Annotated in this window: 16 protein-coding genes; 11 read left to right on the top strand and 5 right to left on the bottom strand. The window is 64.1% G+C overall.

Annotated features, from left to right (window positions below):
* Window positions 1-22 precede the first annotated feature (22 nt).
* From HMPREF0326_RS11780 to mgtE, 3 genes are all read right to left on the bottom strand, one after another.
* Window positions 23-1,105 (bottom strand): sulfite exporter TauE/SafE family protein, encoded by a 1,083-nt coding sequence (locus tag HMPREF0326_RS11780; protein ID WP_020990564.1) that lies wholly within the window; start codon window positions 1,103-1,105, stop codon window positions 23-25.
* 151 nt (window positions 1,106-1,256) lie between these two features.
* Entirely contained in the window at window positions 1,257-1,937 is a 681-nt protein-coding gene (locus tag HMPREF0326_RS11775) for a response regulator (RefSeq protein ID WP_008685070.1), read from the bottom strand.
* Between the two features lie 540 nt (window positions 1,938-2,477).
* The gene (gene mgtE / locus HMPREF0326_RS11770; protein WP_009302243.1) at window positions 2,478-3,872 is read right to left on the bottom strand and encodes a magnesium transporter; all 1,395 of its coding nucleotides are present in this window, start codon (window positions 3,870-3,872) and stop codon (window positions 2,478-2,480) included.
* A 348-nt stretch (window positions 3,873-4,220) separates the two neighbouring features.
* On the opposite strand from mgtE, the gene nadC reads away from it, so the two are divergent.
* The 11 genes from nadC (at window position 4,221) to hypE (ending at window position 17,478) form a co-directional block, all read left to right on the top strand.
* A complete protein-coding gene (gene nadC / locus HMPREF0326_RS11765) occupies window positions 4,221-5,093 on the top strand; it encodes a carboxylating nicotinate-nucleotide diphosphorylase (RefSeq protein ID WP_008685072.1) in 873 nt (290 codons plus the stop codon).
* A gap of 76 nt (window positions 5,094-5,169) precedes the next feature.
* Window positions 5,170-6,216: a quinolinate synthase NadA gene (gene nadA, locus HMPREF0326_RS11760; RefSeq protein WP_008685073.1), complete on the top strand. Its 1,047-nt coding sequence runs from the start codon at window positions 5,170-5,172 to the stop codon at window positions 6,214-6,216.
* Between the two features lie 10 nt (window positions 6,217-6,226).
* Complete coding sequence (nadB, locus tag HMPREF0326_RS11755) at window positions 6,227-7,831, top strand: L-aspartate oxidase (RefSeq protein ID WP_008685074.1); 1,605 nt, start codon at window positions 6,227-6,229, stop codon at window positions 7,829-7,831.
* A gap of 18 nt (window positions 7,832-7,849) precedes the next feature.
* On the top strand, window positions 7,850-9,445 hold the full coding sequence (locus HMPREF0326_RS11750) for a hypothetical protein (protein WP_020990563.1): 1,596 nt from the start codon (window positions 7,850-7,852) through the stop codon (window positions 9,443-9,445).
* A 6-nt stretch (window positions 9,446-9,451) separates the two neighbouring features.
* On the top strand, window positions 9,452-10,972 hold the full coding sequence (locus HMPREF0326_RS11745) for a hypothetical protein (protein ID WP_008685076.1): 1,521 nt from the start codon (window positions 9,452-9,454) through the stop codon (window positions 10,970-10,972).
* Between the two features lie 12 nt (window positions 10,973-10,984).
* Window positions 10,985-12,175 (top strand): class I SAM-dependent rRNA methyltransferase, encoded by a 1,191-nt coding sequence (locus HMPREF0326_RS11740; RefSeq protein ID WP_008685077.1) that lies wholly within the window; start codon window positions 10,985-10,987, stop codon window positions 12,173-12,175.
* Window positions 12,176-12,193: 18 nt separating this feature from the next.
* Window positions 12,194-13,384, top strand: coding sequence for a pyridoxal-phosphate-dependent aminotransferase family protein (locus HMPREF0326_RS11735; protein WP_008685078.1), 1,191 nt, complete (start codon window positions 12,194-12,196; stop codon window positions 13,382-13,384).
* Window positions 13,385-13,506: 122 nt separating this feature from the next.
* Window positions 13,507-13,839: a DUF1844 domain-containing protein gene (locus tag HMPREF0326_RS11730; RefSeq protein ID WP_008685079.1), complete on the top strand. Its 333-nt coding sequence runs from the start codon at window positions 13,507-13,509 to the stop codon at window positions 13,837-13,839.
* 183 nt (window positions 13,840-14,022) lie between these two features.
* Window positions 14,023-15,078 (top strand): N-acetyl-gamma-glutamyl-phosphate reductase, encoded by a 1,056-nt coding sequence (gene argC, locus HMPREF0326_RS11725; RefSeq protein ID WP_008685080.1) that lies wholly within the window; start codon window positions 14,023-14,025, stop codon window positions 15,076-15,078.
* Between the two features lie 297 nt (window positions 15,079-15,375).
* On the top strand, window positions 15,376-16,467 hold the full coding sequence (gene hypD / locus HMPREF0326_RS11720; RefSeq protein WP_008685082.1) for a hydrogenase formation protein HypD: 1,092 nt from the start codon (window positions 15,376-15,378) through the stop codon (window positions 16,465-16,467).
* Window positions 16,468-16,470: 3 nt separating this feature from the next.
* The gene (gene hypE / locus HMPREF0326_RS11715) at window positions 16,471-17,478 is read left to right on the top strand and encodes a hydrogenase expression/formation protein HypE (RefSeq protein WP_008685083.1); all 1,008 of its coding nucleotides are present in this window, start codon (window positions 16,471-16,473) and stop codon (window positions 17,476-17,478) included.
* A gap of 111 nt (window positions 17,479-17,589) precedes the next feature.
* Here hypE and HMPREF0326_RS11710 read toward each other — a convergent pair whose 3' ends face one another.
* Window positions 17,590-18,918, bottom strand: coding sequence for a GGDEF domain-containing protein (locus tag HMPREF0326_RS11710; protein WP_008685084.1), 1,329 nt, complete (start codon window positions 18,916-18,918; stop codon window positions 17,590-17,592).
* A gap of 61 nt (window positions 18,919-18,979) precedes the next feature.
* Window positions 18,980-19,708 (bottom strand): precorrin-2 C(20)-methyltransferase, encoded by a 729-nt coding sequence (gene cobI, locus HMPREF0326_RS11705; protein ID WP_008685085.1) that lies wholly within the window; start codon window positions 19,706-19,708, stop codon window positions 18,980-18,982.
* Window positions 19,709-19,773: the final 65 nt, after the last annotated feature.

The raw sequence follows: 19,773 nt of genomic DNA, 5'->3' as shown, positions 1-19,773 counted from the left end.
GTCTCCTGTGCGTCCTGCCCGGCTACCAGCCGAGGCCCTTCATGAGCGCCTTGGCTCCGGAGAAGAAAAGCACGATGATCACCATATAGCGGATGAACTTGGGCTTGGCCTTGGCCAGCAGGCGCACGCCCACCACCGAGCCGAGCATCAGGCCCACGATGGAAGGGATGGCCATGAGCGGAATGACGCAACCCTGGTTCAGATAAACCCAGGCCGCCGAGGTGTCCGTGATGGAAAGCAGGAACTTGGAGGTTCCCACGCTGACCTTGAGCGGCACGCCCATGAGCAGGTTGAGCACGGGCACGTTGGCCCAGCCGGCGCCCAGGCCGAACATGCCGGCCATGATGCCGATGGCGATGAAGAAAAGCAGGCCCAGGAAGGTGCGGTGAGTCTTCCATTCCACCACTTCGCCGGTACTGGGCTCCAGAAAGACGCCGTTCATGCCCAGTGCCAGCCCCACGGCGTCCTGTTTGGTGACCACCGGGCGCACGGAGTTTTTGGACACCAGCAGCAGCACGGCGATGCCCAGAATAACCGCGCCGAGGCAGGTCTGCACTATGTTGGTGGGCAGGGCCAGCCCCAGCATGGCGCCCACAATGGCGCAGGCCGAAGCGATCAGCGCCACGGGCAGGGCCAGGCGCAGATTGGCGAAGTTACGCCGCAGCAGGCCCGGCCCGGCGGCCAGGGCTCCGGCCAGGGCCACCAGCAGGCCTGCGCCGCGCACAAAGTCCAGATGGAAAGGGAAAAAGCCACTGACCAGCGGCACGAACAGCACGCCGCCGCCCACGCCCGCCATGACCGCGATGATCCCCAGAATGAAACAGAAGCCCAGCAGGGCCAGGGGCCAGAACCACCAGGGATGGTTGTCCAGCGGCGCGGCGGCCACCGCCGGCGCCTGGGAGGCGGGCGGCGTGGCAGGAGTGGGGGCCGCGTGCAGGGTCGCGCCCGTATCCGCCGCGACGGCCTGTGTTCCCGGTGCGGAAGCCGCGTCCACGGCCAGAGCCGCGCACGGCCCGATCAGAGTCAGACAGACGAGCAGCGGCAAGAGCCACGGCCAGAAAAGAGTTTTGTCCTTATCCGGATTTCTGCGGAAAATACGCGCCATTGTTTCCCCCTTGCGGCATGCGCCGAGGCACACGTGGATGTTCGGAATGGCGCGACTCTACCGTGCCCGACGTAAGCGGACCATCGGGAGAATCCTGATTTCTGCGCATCCGCCTCAGGGCTTTCCCCACCCCAACACAGTCCGCGCGGGTTCAAATCCGTACCAGACCGTGCCGGATGGCGATTTTGACGAGGTCGCCCACGGAACCGGCCTGCAGTTTGGTGAGCAGGTTGTACTTATGGGTTTCCACGGTTTTGGGACTGATGCAGAGATCCTGGGCAATGCTTTTGACGCTTTTGCCGTCGGCCAGAAGACGGAAAATCTCTTTCTCGCGCGGGGAAAGCGCACTGAGATCTCCGCTGCCGCCGTGTTCCGCGGCATCACGGCGGCGGCGCAGCAATTCCGCCAGACAGCCGCCGGGGTCCGGGCAGGTCAGAAAGGTTTCGCCCCGGCGCAGGCTTTCAATGGCTTTGAGCAGCACGCCCGGCGGTTCGGACTTGCGCACATGGCCCATAATGCCGAGGTCGATAAGCTCGGGCAGGAAGCGCTGGTCCTCATGGCCGGTATAGATCAGAATCCGCGCCTGCGGCTGCACCTGGAGCACGGCGCGGCTGGCGTCCACGCCGTTCATACCCGGCATGCCCAGGTCCATGATCACGATCTGCGGCGCAAGGGAGGCGGCCAGAGCCACAGCCTCGCCGCCGCTCAGGGCCATGCCCGCCACACGCAGATGGGCGTGCGGGGCGAGCAGGCTGCGCACGCCTTCCATGAGCAGCTTGTGATCGTCCACCAGCAGAATGCGGCAGATCTCACGTCCGGAGCTCTCGCCCATATCGCTTGCTTGCCTCCCCTTTTTCCACCCGGAACAAGATCATCATAGCCTATTTGGGCTGTCTTGTCTGCCGTGGAGCAGGGAGGCCCCAGGGCAACCGCGCGGGACCAGAGCCTGACGCCATTCAGAAGCAAAAAATTCGCCCTGAACGGTCAAGAGTTGCCGGCGGCGCGGAATTTCAGAAAATGAACAGCGTCGCCAGGCCAAGAAAAATAAAGAAGCCCGCGCCGATAAGCCGGATGCAACGCCACTTGGGCGTTGAACACACGGAAAATACTTGCTTGTCGGCGAAGCAAAGCTCCGCCTGTGCGCATTTTCCGGGCTGCTGACTGCGTCAGCGCCACCGACGGCGCGGAATTTCAGAAAATGAACAGCGTCGCCAGGCCAAGAAAAATAAAGAAGCCCGCGCCGACAAGCCGGATGCAACGCCACTTGGGCGTTGAACACACGGAAAATACTTGCTTGTCGGCGAAGCAAAGCTCCGCCTGTGCGCATTTTCCGGGCTGCTGACTGCGTCAGCGCCACCGACGGCGCGGAATTTCAGAAAATGAACAGCGTCGCCAGGCCAAGAAAAATAAAGAAGCCCGCGCCGTCGGTAATGGTCGTCAGGAAGATGCTGGAAGCCTGGGCCGGATCACGGCCCACGGCGCGGAAAATCAGCGGAATGGACCCCCCGGCCACCGCGCCCAGAATCATGTCGCAGAGCAGCGCGCCGCCCATGACCGCGCCCACCAGGTGGTTGCCCGTGAACCACCAGGCCCCCAGAAAGGCGGTGACAGCCATGAACAAGCCAGTGACGATGCCGATCTTGCCCTCGCGCAGCACGGCCATCCAGGCTTTTTTCTGGTCAAAACGGTCTGTCGCCAACTGGCGGATCATCACGGCCAGAGCCTGCTGGCCGGTATTGCCCGCCTGGTTGGCGACCATGGGCATGAGCACGGCCAGCACGGCCATCTGGGCGATGGTGCCCTCGAACATGTAGACCACCGAGGCCGAAAGCGCGGAATTGAACAGATTGACCATCAGCCAGGGCAGGCGCTTGCGGACGCTTTCCGTCCAGGGCGTGTCCACGCTTTCCTCGGGGTCCGCGCCCACCATGCCGAGCATGTCGGCGCTGGCCTCCTCGTGCATGATGTCCATGATGTCGTCATAGGTGACCACGCCCATGATATGTCCCTCGTAATCCACCACGGGCATGGCCAGAAAATTGTAGTGTGAAAGCAGGCTGGCGACTTCGCGTTTGTCCGTGTCGTAGGTCACGCTGATAACGCTCTGCCCGGCCGCGGCGTCGCCCACGATGGTGCCGGGGCGGGCCAGCATCAGGTCGCGCAGGGAAAGCACGCCCACCAGCACGTCCTTTTCGTCCACCACATAGCCGTAATAGGGGCTCTCCTTGTCGTCCTCCATCTCGCGCCGGATGTGGGCAATCGCCTCATCCACCGTAAGAGCCTTCTCCAGCAGGATCAACTCGGTGTTCATGGCGCCGGCCGCGGAATCCGGGTCGAAATTGAGCAGATTGCGCAATTCCTCGGAATCTTCCTTGGTCAGCTTTTCCAGCAGGACGTCGCGGTGCTCCTCATCCAGTTCGTCCAGCACGTCGGCGGCGTCGTCCGGCGCCATTTCGGCGATGATCTGGGCGGCCACGTCGGCGTCCAGATTTTCCAGCACGTCCACGGCCACGTTGCCGTCCAGCTCGGCCAGGGCCTCGGCGGCATCCTCCGTGGTCATGTGGCGCAGGGCGCAGACCTGCTTTTCCAGGCTCAGATTTTCCAGATGATCGGCCATGTCCGCCGGATGGACGAACTCGGCCTCGTCGCCCACCTCCCGGCAGATCTCGGGCATGCTGATGCCGTGCGCGTCGCCGCTCTCCGACGCGTCCGGGCTTTCATCCACGACACGGGAGGGGCGGATTTCGTCGTTACGATCGTCAGCCATGAGCAAGCCTTTTGCAGGATACGGAACAATGAAACATGACGGCACGCCGCCGGATGAAGGCGGCGCAAGACTACCGCGACTGTGTGACGCGGCCGTGCCGGACAGGAGACGGGTCCGGGACCGCGCTACGGCTTCGCGCGTATGTGAAAAAGCTCCCAATGCGGCCCGCAACTTGACGCGCGCCACAGGGCATTCTATCTACTTCAGAGCCCCCGGACCGGCTGTGCGCCCGTTCGGCGCGCCACGGTTCCGCACGCCTTCATGCCGCGTGCCCGGTTCCGGCGCAGGCGCGGCGGACGCGCGCGGGCGCTTTTCGTTTAGCACGCGCATGAAGTGGGGACAAGCGCAATGTTCACGCCCTGGGCCGCTTTTTTTTCTCCCGAAGGGGAACGGCTGCTGCAAGAATGCATTGATCTGGCCCTGGTTGAGGACGGGCCGGAGCTGACGGCCTTGGGGCTCTTCCCGCCGGAAGCGCGGATGCACGCCGCCATCCGCGCCAAAGAGGACACTCTGGTGGTAGGCCTGCCCGTTATCGGCGCGGTGTTCAAGGCCCTGGACGTCCCCTTTCGCTGGCAGGCTTCGGCAAGGGAAGGCTCGCACGTGCCGTCCATGACCGAGGTGGCCCGCATCACGGCTCCGGCCGTAGCCATGCTCAAGGCGGAACGGGTCATCCTCAATTTCATCACCCATCTCTCGGGCATCGCCAACCTCACGGCCCGCTACGTGCGCGAACTGGATGGCACGGGCGTGCGCCTGCTGGATACGCGCAAAACCACGCCCGGCCTGCGCTGGCCCGAAAAATACGCGGTACAGGCGGGCGGCGGCGTGAACCACCGCAAAAATCTCGCGGAAATGCTTATGCTCAAAGATAACCACATCGACGCGGCCGGTTCCATCACCGCAGCCGTAGCCAGATTGCGCGCCCGCTACCGGCCCTGCCCGCCCGTGGAGGTGGAATGCCGGACTCTGGAGCATGTGCGCGAGGCCGTGGCGGCCGGGGCCGAGCGGATCATGATGGACAATATGGAAGCCCCGCGGCTGAGCCAAGCCCTGGCCCTGGTGCCGCCGGACATTGAAGCCGAAGTCAGCGGCGGCGTGCGCCTGGAGACCATCCGCGCCATCGCCCTGACCGGGCCGCGCCGCCCGGATTTCATTTCCGTGGGTCGCCTCACCCACTCGGCCGTGGCCGCGGACTTCAGCATGACCCTGATTCCGGCCTGAAAGGGTCCCGGACAACAAGGAATCGTTCCCAACCGGCGCGACGCCGACACATATTCCCCTAATAACGGATCATACCATGAACGACATCACCGCCGCCGTGGCGGCGCTTAAGGAACAACTGGGCGACAGGCTCTGCATCATGGGCCATCATTATCAGAACGACGCGGTGGTGGCCCACTGCGACGTCACCGGCGACTCCCTGGAGTTGGCCCGCCGCGTGCCCGGCGTGGATGCGGAGCACATTGTCTTCTGCGGAGTCTTTTTCATGGGCGAATCCGCGGCCCTGCTCGCCAAGCCGGGCCAGGCCGTGCATCTGCCCGAACCCGGCGCGGACTGCATGATGTCCCTGATGACCCCGGCGGGCCTGGCCCGCCGCGTTCTGGAACAACTGACCGCCACGGGCCGCCGCATCGTGCCCCTGGCCTACGTCAACACCACCTTGGGTCTCAAGGCCGTGGTGGGAGAATACGGCGGCGCGGTCTGCACTTCGGCCAATGCGGAAACCATGCTGCGCTGGGCCCTGGACCAGGGCGACGGCGTGCTCTTTCTGCCGGACAAGCATCTGGGCCGCAACATGGCCAAAAAACTGGGGCTTGCGCCGGACCGGCAGCATATCCTGCGCCTTAACGGCCACGGCCTGATCAATCCCGAAAGCCAGCCCCTGGAGCGTCCCCTGCTGCTCTGGCCCGGCTGTTGTGCCATCCACGCCCGACTCAAGCCCGAACAGGCGGCTGCCGCGCGCGCGGCCCATCCGGGCTGCCGGGTGGTGGCCCACCCCGAATGCCGCCCGGAACTCATCGAGCGTTGCGACGCCGCCGGCTCCACCTCCTTTCTGATCAAGGAAGCCGCGCGCCTGGCTGAAGAAGCGCCCGGCTCCACCCTGGTCATCGGCACGGAAAACAATCTGGTGGACCGGCTGGCCGCCCGCCACAAAGGGCGCTGCCGTGTTCTTTCCCTGGGCCGGGCCATTTGTCCGGACATGGCCAAGGTGACGGAAGCGAAACTTTTGGCTACACTCACCGCCATTGCCCACGGAACGGCCGAGCCTCTCACCGTGGAGGCCGCGCTGTGCGGTCCCGCCCGCCGCTCCTTAACCCGCATGCTGGAGGTTTGCGGTCAATGAGGACAGAGCTGTGACTCCCACCCGCCGCCATGTGCCCATCCTGATCATCGGCTCGGGCGTGGCCGGCTGCACCGCCGCCCTGACCCTGGCCGACGCCGGTTGTGACGTGCTGCTGCTCAACGCCGGAGATAATCTGGCCGACGGCAATTCGGAGCTGGCGCAGGGGGGAATCATCTATCGCGCGGCGCCCCGGCCCGACAATCCCGCCGACGACGATGACGCCCGCGCCCTGGAAAAAGACATCCTGGTGGCCGGGCACAACTACAATTACCGCAAGGCCGTGCGCTGGCTCTGCCAACAAGGCCCGCTCTGCGTGGACGAAGTGCTGATCAAACGCGCGGGCGTGCGGTTTGACCGCAATCCGGACGGCAGTTTCAACCTGACCCGCGAGGGCGGGCACTCGGCCCCGCGCATCCTGCACCGGGCCGACTACTCGGGCCGGGCGCTCATGGACGGGCTCACGGCCCAGGTGCTGGCCCATCCGCGCATCACCTGCCTGCACCGGCGCGCGGCCATCGACCTGCTGACCAGCCACCATCACGCCAAAAACGCGCAGTTCCGCTACGAAGTGGACAACCGCTGCCTGGGGGCCTATGTCCTCAATGAGGAAAGCGGCGAACCGGAAACCATTCTGGCCGACTGGACGGTGCTGGCCACCGGGGGCGTGGGCCAGGTCTTTCTGCACTCCACCAATGCGCCGGGCTGCGTGGGCACGGGCGTGTCCATGGCCTTCCGCGCGGGCGTGGATCTGGCGAATCTGGAATTCATGCAGTTCCATCCCACGGCCCTCTATGAGGAGCGCAGCAACCGCCGCCCCCTGATCACCGAAGCCATGCGCGGCGAAGGCGCGCGCCTGCTGGACGAAAAAGGCCGGGCCTTCATGCTCCGCCACGACAAACGCGGCGATCTGGCCCCGCGCGACGTGGTGGCCCAGGCCATGATGGAGGAAATGCTGCACAGCGGCGCGCCCTGCCTGTTCCTGGACGTGAGCGGCGTCAAGCAGGACCTGCCCACCCGTTTCCCCACAGTGTTCGAGCAGTGCCGGGAGGCCGGGCTGGACATTCGCAAGGAACCCATCCCGGTGGTGCCCGCCGCGCATTATTTCTGCGGCGGCGTGCTCACCGACACGCGGGGCCGCACCTCCATGCGCGGCCTGTACGCCATCGGCGAATGCGCCTGCACCGGCCTGCACGGGGCCAACCGCCTGGCCAGCACCTCATTGCTGGAAGCCCTGGTCTGGGGGGTGAGCTGCGGGAAGGATCTGGCGCGCCGCGCCGCAAGCGGCGGCATGCCCACGGGTCTGGCCGCCGCCATTCCGGACTGGCAGCACGAAGGCGACGAACGCCACGACGATCCGGCCCTGGTGGCCCAGGACTGGGCCAACATCCGCAACACCATGTGGAACTACGTGGGCATTTCGCGCACCGACGCGCGCCTGCGCCGGGCCTTTGAGGATATGCGCGACCTTGTGCGCCATATCCATGATTTCTACAAACGCACCCGCATTTCCCGACGCCTGGTGGATCTTTTCCACGGCTCGCAGACGGCCTATGTCATTACCCAGGCGGCCATGCGCAACCCTGTAAGTCTGGGCTGCCACCACCGGGTGGACTGAGCCGAAGGAAAAACAAGCATGAAAAGTCTCATCCGCGTGATTCTCGTCCTGGCGGTGCTGGTTCTGGCCGGGTTCGCGGCCCTGCAATTCTGGCTGGGCCCGAAGCTGGAGGAGCAGGCCCGCCTGGAACTGGCCGCTCTGCCGGAAGCCCTGGCGTTTTCGGAGCTTCTGCGCTTTGAGCCGCCGAAAGTAAAAAGCGTCGAATTCTCGCCCTTTTCCCGGCGCCTGATCCTGCGCGGTCTGGAACTGCGCGGCACAATGGACCTGCCCGCTTTTGAGGCGGGCGTCGAACAGCAGCCCCGGAGCGCGGCCCTGAACTATACGCTGGAGGAAGCCTCCTATCGTTTGCCCTGGCGGGCGCTTCTGCTGTTCACGCCCCTGCGCGACATGATTCTGCCCGAAACGGGCATGATGGCCGTGGGCGAGGAGATGCGCATTTCCAACTTCGTCTATTCCCTCAATCAGGGCACCGTCAGCGCGCGAAGCGTCGTGCGGGATCAGGAAGCAAGCGATATCCGCATGGAAAGCGGCCTGATCCGGGAACTGCTGGAACAGCGGAAGCCCTCGAATATGCTGAACGCCCTCTATCGCATAGGTATCGGAGAAATGCGGGCTTCGGCCATGACTTCCGAGATGGCGGTCCCCGAACAGGGCATCAAGATGGATTTCAGTTGCGACGCCATGCGCATCCGCAACTGGGAAGGCCGCACCATAGAAGAAGCCGTTGCGGACGGCATTGTTCTCAAGGAAAAAGACCGGGAACTTATGCGCCTGGGCAACATCACGGAAAAGCAGTTCACCCTGCCGGAAGAAGCGGCCATGCAGGAATTGCTGACCCTGCTTTCCCAGACGAAACCCGACGAAAATGCCTTGCAGGCTCTGCTGCTGCGCATCTTTACCACCGGCGAGCCTTTGCTGCGGGAAATCAGCTTCTCTGACCTGCATTTTCCTCTGGATGGTCAGGCCCTGACCTTTAAAAAAATAGCCCTGAACTGGCAATCCAACACGCCTTTGCAGTACGGCCTCAGCGTGGACGCTCTTTCCCTGCCCACGCCTTTGCTGGAGCGCGAAAGCGATCTGGCCTTTCCCGGTCTGCCCGCTCTGGTTCTGGATGCAAAGCTGGGCTTTACGTCCGGGAATGACGGCGGACGCCACAAGGGTCTGCTCAGCGCCCAACACCTGGGCTCGCTGGACTATGATTTCATCATGTCCGCGGGCTCGCCATTGGCCGGTCCGCAGGCGCTGTTCCTCAGCTCGTACAAGGACGTCAACCTGAAATATACGGACCAGGGGCTCACGGCCTATCTGGTCAGAAACGTTATTCCCTCGGCCCAGGGGGCCACCCCGGCGCTCAAGGCGGCCATCGCCGAGCTCTGCCCCGGCGATACTCCGGAAAATGCGGCCGTCCGCAACGCCCTGGAAACCTTCGCCTCCCGCCCCGGCGTGCTGGAAGTGCAAAGCAGGCCCGGCAAGACCTTCCGTGTTTTCGAGCTGCTCGCCAAACTGGGCGGCAAGGATCCCGGCGCTCTGCTCAGCGTTACGGCTCAACCGGGCAAGGAAAGCCTGGAACAGCAGATCAGCGGCCTGGACGCGACCGCGGCCAAGGCAAAATAGCGCGACATGAAGAAAACCGTCCTTATCCTCGCTCCGCTGCTGCTCGCGGCACTGCTTCTTGTGCTGGCCGCGCAGTTGTGGCTGCGGCCGCAGGTGGAGAATCAGGCGCGGCAAGCACTGGCCGGGCTGACCTCTTTTGACGGCAGCCCGGTTCAGTCCAGCGTCGAAGTCCTCGACTTTTCGCCCTTGACCCGCAAGCTGCTGCTGCGCGGTCTGGAACTGCGCATGGTTCAACCGCAGGGCCCGGTCACCTATCAGGCCGCGGAAATTTCCCTGCGCCTGCCCCTGCGGGCCATGCTGGCCTGCACGCCTTTGCGCGGCGCGGTTCTGCCTGAACAGGGCATGACGACCGTGGCCGAAGGCCTGCTCCTGCTCAATGTCAGCGCGCGCACGTCTCTGGGCAAGGTCGTCATGCAGCGGGAAGAAGTCGACGCCCTCTATGCGGACAGCGCCCTGCTGCGGGAGCTGGCCGAAGGCGCGAAGCTGCCCGACTCTCCGGGGCTCACCTACCGCATGGGCGCGGACGACATCCGTGCTTCCTTCATCAGCGTGGATATCCCCACCGTGAACCAGCCGCTGTATATAAGCATCAAGGAAGCCGGCCTGCGCAACTGGCGCGGCCGCCATATGGAGGAAGCGGCCCTCACGGACCTGCGGCTGCGCATCGACGGGCAGGACGGACTGATCCTGGAAAGCCTGAGCCAGAGCGGCATCGTGCTGCCCGAGGAAGCCCTGCTGCGGCGTCTCTCGCGATTGCTCGGCGCGCCTCCGGATCAGCGGAACATGCAGGCCCTGTTTCAGGAAATGCTCGCCGCGGACGACCCCCTGTTCCGCGAATTGCGCCTTAACGGCCTGACCATGCCTTTGCCGGAGGACAGAGCCGAACTCAAGACAGGCAGTTTCGAATGGCTCTCCAACCGGCCTGCCCGCTACCGGATCAATCTTTCCGGCCTGTCCCTGCCCGCGGTTCTGCAAGGCTACGGCCTTGCCCTGCCCGGTCTGGACACCATACGACTGGACGCCGACATTTCAGTCGAGGAGCAGGGTCAGGACAGCATTCTGGAAAAGGGCATGGTCAAGGCCGCGAATGTGGGTGATCTGCGCTACAGCCTGCTGATCTCCGGCAATACTGAGGGCATGGACCAGCAGCAGGCCCTGTTCAGCCAGACTTACGGCGATCTTAAACTGCGTTTTGAAGATCACGGGCTCATGGGCCGACTGGCCCTCATGCTGCCCCCGGACGGGCGGGCGGCCGCCGCCGTGTTCACCGCCGCCGTCAACAGTTTTTGCGTCCAAACCACGTCGGAAAACAAGGCGCTTGCCGCAGCCTTGGAAACCTTTGCAAATCGGCCCGGCAGCCTTGAAATCAGCAGCACGCCGGGCAGGCTCTACAGTTTGACGGAAGTGCTGGGCGCGCTGGCGGCCGGAAACCCCGGCGCATTGTTCCGTGCCGAGGCACAGCCGGGCGCGGAAAGCCTGGAACAACAGGCGGCGCGCATCAACGCCGGGCAAAGCCCGCAACCTTAACCACATTGACGCATGCGTAAAATCTGGCTCAAAAAGAATGAGGACCGCCGCATCCGCGCCGGGCATCTCTGGGTGTTCAGCAATGAAGTGGATACGCAGAAAAGCCCGCTCACGGATTTTGCGCCCGGCGAGGAAGCCACGCTCTGCGACGCGCGCGGCGCGCCTCTGGGCAGCGCCTGCCTGAACCCGGCCTCGCTGATCTGCGCGCGCCTGCACGCGCACCGGGCCGACACGCCTCTGGACAAGACCCTGCTGCATGAGCGCCTGAGCCGTGCCCTGATTCTGCGCCAGCGGCTCTTTCCGGAACCCTGGTACCGGCTCTGCCACGGCGAGGGTGATTTCCTGCCCGGTCTGGTCATCGACCGCTACGGCGAGCACTGCACCCTGCAAATCAGCACCGCGGGCATGGAGAGCCGCAAGGAGTTCATCGTCCAATGCCTGGACGAACTGCTCGCGCCCGCGTCCCTGCTTTTCGACAACGACCTTGCCGCGCGCGGCCTGGAGGGCCTTTCCCGCGAGGCCCAGAGTCGTGGCGACCTGCCTGGACGTCTGGAAGTGCCGGAAAACGGCTGCCGCTTTTTCGCGCCCTGCGCCACGGGCCAGAAAACCGGCTGGTTTTACGATCAGCGCGCCAACCGGCGAGAGCTGGCGCGCTACGCGGACGGCGCGGACGTACTGGACATTTTCTGCTATGCGGGCGGCTTCGGCGTAACGGCCGCCGCTGCCGGGGCGGCATCCGTGGCATTTCTGGACGCCTCGCCCCAGGCACTGGCTCTGGCCCGCGAAAACGCGGCGGTCAATGCTCCGGCCCTGGCGGGCAAAGGCGCGGTGGAAACCATCTGCGGCGACGCTTTTCACCAGCTCAACGAGCTGTACGAGGAAGGCCGCCGCTTTTCCCTGATCAGCCTGGACCCGCCCGCCTTCATCAAACGCCGCAAAGACGCGGCCCAGGGTCTGGCGGCTTATCGCAAGATCAACGTCCTGGCCATGCGCCTGCTGACGCCGGGCGGCGTGCTGGCAAGCTCTTCCTGCTCGCACCATCTCGCCGCCGAGGCCCTGCGCGGCTGCGTGGCCCAGGCCGCGTCCCGGCGCAGGCTGCACGCCCGGCTGGTCTACGCGGGCGGCCAGGGGCCGGATCATCCGGTGCATGCCGCCATGCCCGAAACAGCGTATCTCAAATGCTTCATCGCCCAGGTGGGCTAAACCATCACGGAGTTTCCCATGCTCAATAAAGTACGCCTGCTCACTCCCGGTCCCACGCCCCTGCCGGAGCGCGTACGACTGACCCTGGCCCGGGACATGATCCACCACCGCAAAAGCGAATTCAAAGCGATCATGGGCCGGGTGCAGGAAAAGCTGCGCGTTCTTTTCGGCACCCAAGGCACGGTGCTGCCCCTTTCCTGCTCCGGCACGGGAGCCATGACCGCCGCCGTGTACGGCCTGTTCAATCCCGGTGAGAAGGTGCTGGTGGTGGAGGCGGGCAAATTCGGCCAGCGCTGGAAAGCCATCGCCGTTTCGCGCGGCCTGGAGGTCGTCACCCTGGAAGTGCCCTGGGGCCGGGCCGTACGCCCCGAGCAGGTGGAGGAAGCCCTGGCCGCCGATCCCGCCATTACAGGCGTGCTGATCCAGCTTTCCGAAACCTCCACCGGCGTGCTGCACCCGGTGCGGGAGGTGGCCCGGATCACCCGCCAACGCGACGTTCTGCTGGTGGTGGACGGAATTTCCGCTGTGGGCCTTTCTCCCTGCCCTCTGGACGAATGGGGCCTGGACTGCCTGCTCACCGGCTCGCAGAAAGGCCTGATGCTGCCGCCGGGCCTGGCCCTGCTGGCCCTCTCGGAGCGGGCCTGGGAAAAAGCCGCAGGCGTGACGCCCGGCTGTTTCTACTTCAACCTGCTCAAGGAGCGGGAATATGTGGCAAAAGGCCAGACCCTGTTCACCTCGGCGGTGAATCTGATCGTGGGCCTGGATGAAAGCCTGGACATGCTGCTGGAAAACGGCCTGGAAGCCGTGTATGCCAAGCAGTGGGCATTGACCATGCTGACCCGCGCGGGCGTCACGGCCATGGGTCTGGATCTCTTCGCGCCGGAACATTTCGCCTGGGGCATCACCAGCGTGCTGCTGCCCGAGGGCGTGGACGGCACGGAAGTGCTGCGCCTGGCCCTGGAAAAGCACGGCGTCTGCATGGCGGGCGGGCAGGATCAGCTCAAGGGCCGCATTGTGCGCATCGGGCATATGGGCTGGGTGGACTGGGCCGACGTGCTGGCCGGGCTGTACGCTCTGGACCGGGGCCTGATGGAAGCGGGCGGTTTCTCCGGCGCGCGCGACTATCTGGAACAGGGCATGGCCGCCTACCGCGCGGCCCTGGAGGACAAACCGGGCGAGTTCCTGCCCAGAGTTCTGGTGCACAGTTAGGGCAGTGCTGATGAACAATGCGCGGCGTGCCCTTGCCCGGACCGGAAAAAACCTTATGTATGGGAAATACGGGACCGGATGGCGGGTTACGGCCCCAATGCAAACATCAGCATGAGGTTGACATGAACCAAAACGATTGCGGCTGCCATAGCTCCAAGGACGGTCCTCTGCCCGAGGTGACCTTTTCCACTTTCATTCTTTCCCTGGCCTCTTCGGCCTTGGTGCAGCTGGGTGAAGTGCCCGATCCCGAAACAGGCCGGATGGAGCAGGATCTGGCGCTGGCCCGGCACAATATCGACGTGCTGGAAATGCTGCGCCAGAAGACCGAGCGCTGTCTTGAAGAGCAGGAACGCCGGTTGCTGGAAAGCATTCTGTACGAACTGCGCATGAAATTCGTGATCAAGTGCGGCCCGGACTGTGAAAAAAAGATGGCGGAAGCCTCCGCCCAAAAGTAGTGATGCATTGAAAATATCGGGCTGAAGCCGGGGCACAAACGCGGTTCGCCGCGCTTTGATTGTTGCGGCGCGGACGGCGGCTGAAGACGGCAACACGCGGATGGGCCCGGCGTCCGAGGGGTACGCCTGTCTGTTCATCGGCAATCACAACCGTTCCAGGATTCCCTGTAAAGGACACGCGGCATGAAGACAATCAATGTGGGGCTTGTGGGCATTACCGGCTATGCGGGCATGGAACTGGCGCGGCTGCTGGCCGGGCATCCCTCCATGCGCCTGACCATGGCCTGTTCCAGGGCCGAGGCGGGCAAACGCCTGGGCGAATTTTATCCCTTCCTGGAACATATGCCGGGCGCGGACGTGATCATCAGCATTTTCGAGCCCAGGGAAGCGGCCCAGCATTGCGATCTGGTCTTCCTGGCCGTTCCTGCGGGCACGGCCATGGATATGGCCGCTCCCCTGCTGGAGGCCGGGGTCAAGGTGGTGGATCTTTCGGCTGACTTCCGCATCCATGACGCCGGGGTATACGAGCGCTGGTACAAGAACGAGCACCACAGCAAGGAGCTTTTGCGCTGGGCCGTCTACGGCCTGCCGGAACTCTACGCCGCGGACATCGCCCAGACCAACCTCACGGCCAACCCGGGCTGCTATCCCACCTCGGTGATTCTTGGCCTATACGCGGCCCTCAAAAACGACCTCATCGAAACCGGGGACATTGTGGTGGATTCCAAGTCCGGAGCCACCGGCGCGGGCCGTAAGGCCGCCGTGCCCACCCTGTTCTGCGAAGTGTCGGACAACTTCCGCGCCTACGGCCTGCCCCGCCATCGCCACACCCCGGAAATCGAGCAGGAAGTTTCCCTGCTGGCCGGACAGGAAGTACGCCTGTCCTTCAATACGCATCTGCTGCCCATGAACCGGGGAATCCTCTCCACCATCTATACCAAGCTCAAGGATCCCGCCGCCAATCTGGACAGCGTGCATGAAGCCTTCTGCCGCACCTGGGAGCGCAGCCCCTGGGTCCGCGTGCTGCCCAAGGGCCGTCTGCCCGAAACCCGCTACGTGCGCGGCAGCATGTTCTGCGATCTCGGTCTGGTGGTGGACCCGCGCACCAACCGCCTGATCATCCTGGCGGCCATCGACAACCTCTGCCGCGGCGCTTCGGGACAGGCCCTGGCCAACGCCAACCTGATGTGCGGCCTGCCCGTGGATACCGGCCTGGAACGTCTCGCGCCCCTGGCCTGACGCGCCGAGTGTCATGTCACGCCCGAACTGTCATAACGGGCGTGAGGATCGGCTGCGGCGCATCCCCTTACGGGGTTGCGACCAGTGTCGCTTGACGCGACACTGGTGTCTGATTGCAAAAATTTCGAGCATAGTTATGCTCTCAATTTTCGCAAGGTTATCGGCGAAAAATGTTATTTTTCGCTGAGTTACGGTGGTTACGCCGCCGCGCCGGGCTCGCGCCCGGCGGTGAATACCGTATAATATTTAAATGTTATATGATACTCACCCCCATCAGCCATCAGACCGGGAACTGCCATGCAACTGAACACCGCCTTTCAGGATCCCCAACTCTGCCGCGGACTCCTGCAGCGCCTGGAACGCGCCCTGGACGGGCGCTCCATGCGTTTCATGGAGGTCTGCGGCACGCATACGGTAGCCATTTTCCAGAGCGGCCTGCGCTCCCTGCTGCCCGCCTCGGTCACCCACCTTTCCGGGCCGGGCTGTCCGGTCTGCGTGACGCACGACGCGGAAGTGGCGGCCTTCCTGGACCTGGCCGGACGGGACAGGGTCATTGTGGCCACCTTTGGCGATCTGCTGCGCGTGCCGGGGCCCGGCGGGCGCAGCCTCAAGCATGCCCAGGCCCAGGGCGCGCGCGTGGAAATCGTCTACTCGCCCCTGGACGCCCTGACTCTGGCCACGGCCAATCCCAACGACACAGTGGTTTTTCTGGGCATCGGCTTTGAGACCACCGCGCCCACGGTGGCGGCCACCCTGCTCACGGCCCGCCGGCGCAAAATCGAAAACTTCTGCGTGCTTTCCCTGCACAAACTGGTGCCCCCGGCCCTGCGCGCCCTGCTGGACGACGCCTCCTGCGCGGTGGAGGCCTTTCTGCTGCCCGGCCACGTCTCCACCATTCTGGGTTTGCAGCCCTACGGCTTTCTGGCCTCGGAATACCATGTGCCGGGCGTGGTGGGCGGTTTTGAACCGGCGGACATCCTCCTGGCCCTCTGCCTCATGGCCGAACAACTGCGGGACAAGGCCCCGGCCGTGGTCAACGCCTATCCCCGCGCTGTGGACGACACGGGCAATCCCAAGGCGCGCGCCCTGCTGGAGCAGTTTTTCCAGCCCGCCGACGCGCTCTGGCGCGGCTTGGGCCGCATCCCTCAAAGCGGCCTGGCCCTGCGGCCCGAATACGCGGATCTCGACGCCATGGCCCGCCTGGACCTGCGCCTGCCCGAGGTGGCGTCCTTGCCCGGCTGCCGCTGCGGCGACGTGCTCAAGGGGCGCATTGCCCCCCCCGCCTGCCCGCTGTTCGGCAAAAAATGCACTCCGGCCACGCCCGTGGGACCCTGCATGGTTTCCACCGAGGGCAGTTGCGCGGCCTACTTCAAATATTCGGAGCATTGATTGATGGACGATTGTCTCTTGCTGGATGCGGGCAGTGGCGGCCGGGCCTCACAACGCCTGGTGGCGCAGTGTTTTCTGCGCCATTTCGCCAACCCTCTGTTGGAACGCCTGGATGACGCGGCCCTGCTGGACGGCCTGCGCGGCCCCCTGGCCATGAGCACGGATTCCTACACCGTGACGCCGCTCTTTTTTCCGGGCGGCAGCATCGGCAGTCTGGCCGTGCACGGCACGGTCAACGACGTGTCCATGCTCGGCGCGCGGCCCCGCTATCTGAGCTGCGCCTTCATCCTGGAGGAAGGCCTGCCCCTGGACACCTTGGAGCGCGTGGTCGCGGACATGGGCCAGGCGGCCCGCACCGCCGATGTGCAGATCGTCACCGGCGACACCAAAGTGGTGCCGCGCGGGGCCTGCGATAAAATCTTCATCAACACCACGGGCGTGGGCGAAATTTTCATTGACCCGGCCCCCTCCGGGCACAGCGCCCGCCCCGGCGACGCAGTGCTGATCAGCGGCGCGCTGGGCGACCATGGCCTGACCGTCATGGGCAGCCGCGAAAATCTCTCCTTTCTCACGGATGTCGCTTCGGATTCCGCGCCCCTGAATCGAATGATTGAGGACGTCATTGCCGCCGCCGGTGAAGTGCATGTGCTGCGCGACCCCACACGCGGCGGCCTGGCCACCACTCTGAATGAAATCGCCGAACAGTCCCAGGTCTGCATCAACCTGGAAGAAGAGCGCATTCCGGTGCATGAGTCCGTTAAAAGCGGCTGCTCCTTCCTGGGCCTGGACCCGCTCTATCTGGCCAATGAGGGCAAGTGCATCTGCATTCTGCCCGAAGACAGGGCCGAAGCCGCTCTGGCGGCCATGCGCGCCTCGCCTTACGGGGCCGAAGCCGCGCGCATCGGCAGCGTGAGCGAGGACAAGGCCGGGCAGGTGCTGCTGCGCACGCGCATCGGCGGCCAGCGGCTGTTGGGGATGCTGGAAGGGGCGCAGTTGCCGCGCATCTGCTAGGAGCTGTTTCTAAATTGTCCTTTCGCCTCTGCCTGCGCCAGGCTCGCCCCGTACGAAGGGTGGGGCGAGCCTGGCGCAGGCAGAGGCGAAAGGTCATTAATCAGCGCTTTCCTAAACCAACCGCTCGCCGTCCTCGCCCAGAATAACAAGCCCGTCGCGACCCTCGTGCTTTACATCGTACAAAGCCATGTCAGCCTTCTGAAACAGCTCGTCCAGGCCGTGCGTCGCCTGTCCGGCCACTGCCCCGCCGACGCTCAGACTGACCGGCAAGGCCCTGCCCCCGGAAGAAAAACCCTTCATCTGCCGTCGCAGGCGGACAATCCGCTCGGTCACCGCCCGCAGTGAGCCGAATTCTTTTATAAAGATCAAAAATTCGTCGCCGCCCCAGCGGCAGAGGATGTCCTCTTTGCGAAAAGCGGTCCACATGGCTTCGGCCATAAAGGCCAGCACCTCGTCGCCCACCGCGTGTCCGTAATTGTCGTTGAAGCTCTTGAAAAAATCGACGTCCAGAATCAGAAGCAGACCCTCTTCCCCGCGTTGCGAGGAATGCAGATATTCGTCAATATCCTGTTCCGTGGCCACGCGATTGCACAGGCCGGTCACGGGGTCAAGGCGACTCTGAAGAAAGAGTTCCTTATTCTTGTACTCCATCTGCTTCAGGCGCGTAATATCCTGCGCGTAGGCGAAAAGATATTCCTTTTCCGGCTCAATGGAGTCACGGATCAGAGTAGTGGCGACGACGAAATTGTGGCGGCCGTCCTTGTAGATCACCGTGCAGTTCATGGTGCAGAAACCGTTGTTTTTGCGGATGTGCGGCACCAGATTGGCAAGGTTGAAGTAGTGCAGATAAGCCTCGCGCTCTTCCGGAGCCACGATATTCTCCGCGAACCAGTCGACCTGCTCCTTGAAGGTTCCCTTGGCGACCATATTGCCGGTGTCCGGGGTCACCATGCTGCATGCGCCGCTTTCCAGATCCGCGATGAGAAAATCCTCGCACAGGTTCTGGGCCATGAAGCGGATGCCCTCGTCCTGCAACTCGATCTTCTTGCGCTCGTTCAGGCGCGCAACAACCTCTTCGGTATCGTCGTAATAGGCGATAATGACGCTGCGCTTTTCTTCGGAGGCATAGATGAAATTGGCCTTGAGCCAGGCGATTTCGCCGGAAAGTTTGCGCCGCCGGTAGGTAAAACTGGGCTTTTTCCGGCTCTCCAGCATGGCGGCAATGACAGGCAGCGACATCTTCTCCAGATACTCTTCCCTGTCCTCGGGCAGCACAAAGCGCTCGGCCACGCTGCGCACCTGGACGGCATGATCGCCCTGCTCCGGAATATGCGCGTAGGCGTCGCTGCCCACGTATTTCACATAGCGGCCGGTGGACAGGTCCACGACCATGACGAATTCATAATCGTGCTGCACTATCGTCCGCAGGATATCGACCATCGCACTTCCCCCGGTGATCCGGCAGCCGTTTGAGAACGCGGCAACAAAAACACGTCCGCCGTCAGCGCGTGCCTTCCTCCCCGCCGGTTTTCGACTTCCGGCTTACAATCAATGACATATAGGGCGGCGTGCTGTCCACTGCGGCCACGCCGCGCCGGATATGTTCCTCAGGCTGTTCCACGTGGCTGGCGAGCAGGCAGTCCGCGTCACGGCCCGTGCTTTGCAAGGCTTCGCGGATGGCCGGGAAGTTGCGGTAGGCCTTGAGGATCACCGCTGTGTCCGCATTGTCCAGTTCCGCGGCCAGGTCGTCCCGCCCGTTGATGCCGGGCAGAATGCGCAGCTTCTCGCCGCCTTCGCAGAGCACCGTGCCCGTGCGTGCGGCCGCGGCCTGAAAGGAGGTAATGCCGGGCACGATCGCCACCGGCAGATGGGGCGCGACTTCCCGCAGGGTGCGCAGCAGATAACCGAAGGTGCTGTACACCAGCGGATCGCCGATGGTCAGGAAGGCCGCGTTTTCCCCACCTTCCAATACATCACGGGCGGCTTCGGCGGCTTTGAGCCAGGCCGCGCGCAGAATCCCGGCGTCGCGGGTCATGGGAAATTCCAGGCGCAGCAGGCGCGCGTCCGCGCGCAGATGGGGCCGGGCTGTGTCCAGGGCGGCGGAATAGTCGTTACGCGGCGAGGCCGCCGCCAGGATCACGTCCACCGTGCGCAGGACGTTCACGGCCCGCAGAGTCAGCAGATCCGGCGCGCCGGGGCCCACGCCCAGTCCGTACAAAGTTCCGGTCATATCTTGCTCGCTTGCTCGTTGGTTATCAGGTGTAATATTCCGCCCGGCACGACAGGAATTTTGCC

The sequence above is a fragment of the Desulfovibrio sp. 3_1_syn3 genome (assembly GCF_000145315.2).
In the GTDB taxonomy this organism is placed as follows: domain Bacteria; phylum Desulfobacterota; class Desulfovibrionia; order Desulfovibrionales; family Desulfovibrionaceae; genus Desulfovibrio; species Desulfovibrio fairfieldensis.
This window is presented reverse-complemented; position numbering and strand designations above follow the sequence as displayed.

Bases quoted from the DNA above. Each gene is read 5' to 3' on its own strand.
- HMPREF0326_RS11780 (WP_020990564.1), bottom strand. From the start codon at position 1,105: ATGGCGCGTATTTTCCGCAGAAATCCGGATAAGGACAAAACTCTTTTC.
- HMPREF0326_RS11775 (WP_008685070.1), bottom strand. From the start codon at position 1,937: ATGGGCGAGAGCTCCGGACGTGAGATCTGCCGCATTCTGCTGGTGGAC.
- mgtE (WP_009302243.1), bottom strand. From the start codon at position 3,872: ATGGCTGACGATCGTAACGACGAAATCCGCCCCTCCCGTGTCGTGGAT.
- nadC (WP_008685072.1), top strand. From the start codon at position 4,221: ATGTTCACGCCCTGGGCCGCTTTTTTTTCTCCCGAAGGGGAACGGCTG.
- nadA (WP_008685073.1), top strand. From the start codon at position 5,170: ATGAACGACATCACCGCCGCCGTGGCGGCGCTTAAGGAACAACTGGGC.
- HMPREF0326_RS11750 (WP_020990563.1), top strand. From the start codon at position 7,850: ATGAAAAGTCTCATCCGCGTGATTCTCGTCCTGGCGGTGCTGGTTCTG.
- HMPREF0326_RS11745 (WP_008685076.1), top strand. From the start codon at position 9,452: ATGAAGAAAACCGTCCTTATCCTCGCTCCGCTGCTGCTCGCGGCACTG.
- HMPREF0326_RS11740 (WP_008685077.1), top strand. From the start codon at position 10,985: ATGCGTAAAATCTGGCTCAAAAAGAATGAGGACCGCCGCATCCGCGCC.
- HMPREF0326_RS11735 (WP_008685078.1), top strand. From the start codon at position 12,194: ATGCTCAATAAAGTACGCCTGCTCACTCCCGGTCCCACGCCCCTGCCG.
- HMPREF0326_RS11730 (WP_008685079.1), top strand. From the start codon at position 13,507: ATGAACCAAAACGATTGCGGCTGCCATAGCTCCAAGGACGGTCCTCTG.
- argC (WP_008685080.1), top strand. From the start codon at position 14,023: ATGAAGACAATCAATGTGGGGCTTGTGGGCATTACCGGCTATGCGGGC.
- hypD (WP_008685082.1), top strand. From the start codon at position 15,376: ATGCAACTGAACACCGCCTTTCAGGATCCCCAACTCTGCCGCGGACTC.
- hypE (WP_008685083.1), top strand. From the start codon at position 16,471: ATGGACGATTGTCTCTTGCTGGATGCGGGCAGTGGCGGCCGGGCCTCA.
- HMPREF0326_RS11710 (WP_008685084.1), bottom strand. From the start codon at position 18,918: ATGGTCGATATCCTGCGGACGATAGTGCAGCACGATTATGAATTCGTC.
- cobI (WP_008685085.1), bottom strand. From the start codon at position 19,708: ATGACCGGAACTTTGTACGGACTGGGCGTGGGCCCCGGCGCGCCGGAT.